Raw genomic sequence first — 2773 nt, forward strand, 5'->3', positions numbered from 1 at the left:
TTAGTTAACTAAGTCAATCTTTTTTAAGAACTTACTTTATGAGCAAATCTAATGTGACGATCAGTCACGTATTCAAAACCATAGTTTGGCCTCGCAGAAAACAGGTGGCCATCGGTATTATCTTAATAATCATTAGCCGACTAGCAGGCCTGGTACTGCCAGGCGCCAGCAAATACCTCATGGATGAGGTTATACCTAATAATGATATGGAAATGCTTAAACTGCTACTACTCGCAGTGGGAGGTGCCATTTTGGTACAGGCGCTCACCTCCTTTGCATTGACACAGATCCTAAGTGTAGAGGCGCAGAATCTCATAGCAAAACTACGAGCCAAAGTACAGGCCCATATAGTGAAAATGCCTGTCAGGTTTTTTGATAATACCAAGACCGGTGAGCTGGTTTCACGCATCATGACAGATGTTGAAGGTGTACGTAATATCGTAGGTACCGGCCTTGCTCAACTATTTGGGGGTATTTTAACATCAATTATTAGCCTTATTATTCTCATAAACATCAATGCCATGATGACGCTATATGTACTTGTACCCGTGGCTATTTTTGGAGTGGTTTCGCTTAAAGCGTTTGGTTATATAAGACCTATTTTTAGAGAAAGAGGCGTTATCAATGCCGAGGTTACCGGTAGGCTGACTGAAACACTCGGAGGAGTGAGAGTCATAAAAGGCTTCAATGCCGAGGCACAAGAAATAAAAACTTTTGAGGAGGGTGTAAACAGGCTCTTTCTAAACATAAAAAAGAGTCTTACTTCAACAAGTTTGGTCACTAGTTCAGCTACTTTTTTGCTTGGCCTTGCCTCTACAGGTATCATGGGCATAGGTGGCTACATGATCATGCAGGGAGAAATGACTTTTGGTGATTTTTTGGCCTTCACCTTATACCTAGGGTTTATGATTGCTCCCATTGTACAGATGAGCAATATTGGTAGTCAACTTACCGAAGCATTTGCCGGACTCGATCGTACGGAAGAATTGCTTAACATGCCGCTTGAAGATGAGGAGAGATCAAGAGAAACCGCCCTTGATAAAATAGAAGGGACGATCAGTTTTAAAGATGTTTCGTTTGCTTACGAAGAAGGAAAAAATGTAATTAAGAACATAAGTTTTGACGCCCCTGCAGGATCAGTCACAGCTTTAGTAGGTACATCAGGGTCTGGTAAAACTACGATTGCGGGTCTGGCGGCATCCTTCTTAAACCCAAATGAAGGTGTTGCAAGCATAGATGGTGTAGATATGAGTACAGTTACTCTTGAGAGTTACCGTAAGCATTTGGGAGTAGTGCTTCAAAACGATTTCTTATTTGAAGGTACCATTCGGGAGAATATCTTATTTCCCAGGCCCAACGCTAGTGAGGAGCAATTATTAAGAGCGGTACAAGCTGCGCATGTCAATGAATTTACCGATCGATTTGAAGAGGGCCTTGATACCACTATTGGTGAGCGAGGTGTGAAACTCTCTGGCGGTCAACAACAGCGAATAGCGATTGCAAGAGCCATTTTAGCAGATCCTCGTATTTTGATTTTAGATGAGGCCACTTCAAATCTCGATATGGAAAGTGAAGCCTATATACAGCAAAGCTTAAAGGAGCTCATGAAAGGTCGTACCACATTTGTGATCGCTCACAGATTAAGCACCATCAGGCAGGCAGACCAGATTTTAGTAGTAGAAAAAGGGGAAATAGTAGAGAGAGGTAAGCATGATGAATTAATCGATAAAAAAGGCCGCTACTTCGATCTCTATACCTATCAGGCCAGAATTTAAATAATTAACATGTGACTTTCACCAGTTTGCTGCGTCTATTGATCAGACACATATTATAAGACGTATGCATGATATTATTAAGGTGAAAGCATATCACCTAAAACAAAATATTGACATCAAGAAAATAAAAGGGCTCATCGATTATGAACCTTTGTTTTCGAGTAATACTGAGCTTTTTTATAAGATTTCAGCCGATAAATTTTTCTTCATTATAAATTATGGAGCTGTAGTTTTTTATAACCTTTCGGTTGAAGATATCATCAAAATACTTAAGTATTTCGAGCAGGCTCAAGGCGTACAGGTAGATGATTTGTTGGTCGATGATTTTGATGTGGTTGTAGATTCTGAATCTTATATCAAGACAGAATTTACCAGGCTTACTGTAAATAATGTAGACGATGATGCAGCTAAAATCATCATGCTTAATTTGGCCCAAAGTATTGCGCTAAATCATTATGATATCGTATCGCAAGAGTTATTGACTCAAATGCGCCTCACTACGACCAATATGGAGCGTAAAGGAAAACTGGATATCAACAAGAAGAATATTTTAAAATTTATAGGTCGCACGCTCAATACACAAAACAAGATAGCTGAAAACCTATACATATTTGACGCTCCGCCTATTACGTGGGAAAATGAATATTATAATGCATTAAACACTACGCTTTCCAAGCATTTTGAGCTAAACAGCCGTTATAAAGCGATTGAGAACAACTTTAAAATTATTGAAACCAACCTGGAGGCTTTTTTAGAGGTCAATCATCATGGGGAAAGCAGCAAACTCGAGTGGATCATTATCATACTCATCTTAGTAGAGGTAATCGACACATTCGTAATGAAGGTTTGGTAGAAGTAAACGCTCGTGTTTTTTATAAGTATTTGATGGTTCAAGCGTCCGCTTGGACCAGATCTACTTTTATAAGTAGATAATGCGAGCTTGTAGCTCGTACTATTTAAGTTACACCACACCACCATGCGAAGCATGTCGGTAACCC

Annotated in this window: 2 protein-coding genes; both read left to right on the forward strand. The window is 39.7% G+C overall.

The window, feature by feature from the left end; all coding sequences use genetic code 11:
* Positions 1–38: 38 nt before the first annotated feature.
* Entirely contained in the window at positions 39–1775 is a 1737-nt protein-coding gene (locus E1176_RS02800; protein WP_155209059.1) for an ABC transporter ATP-binding protein, read from the forward strand.
* 64 nt (positions 1776–1839) lie between these two features.
* On the forward strand, positions 1840–2628 hold the full coding sequence (locus E1176_RS02805; RefSeq protein ID WP_155209060.1) for an RMD1 family protein: 789 nt from the start codon (positions 1840–1842) through the stop codon (positions 2626–2628).
* Positions 2629–2773: the final 145 nt, after the last annotated feature.

Source organism: Fulvivirga aurantia (assembly GCF_009711475.1).
Taxonomy (GTDB): Bacteria; Bacteroidota; Bacteroidia; order Cytophagales; family Cyclobacteriaceae; genus Fulvivirga; species Fulvivirga aurantia.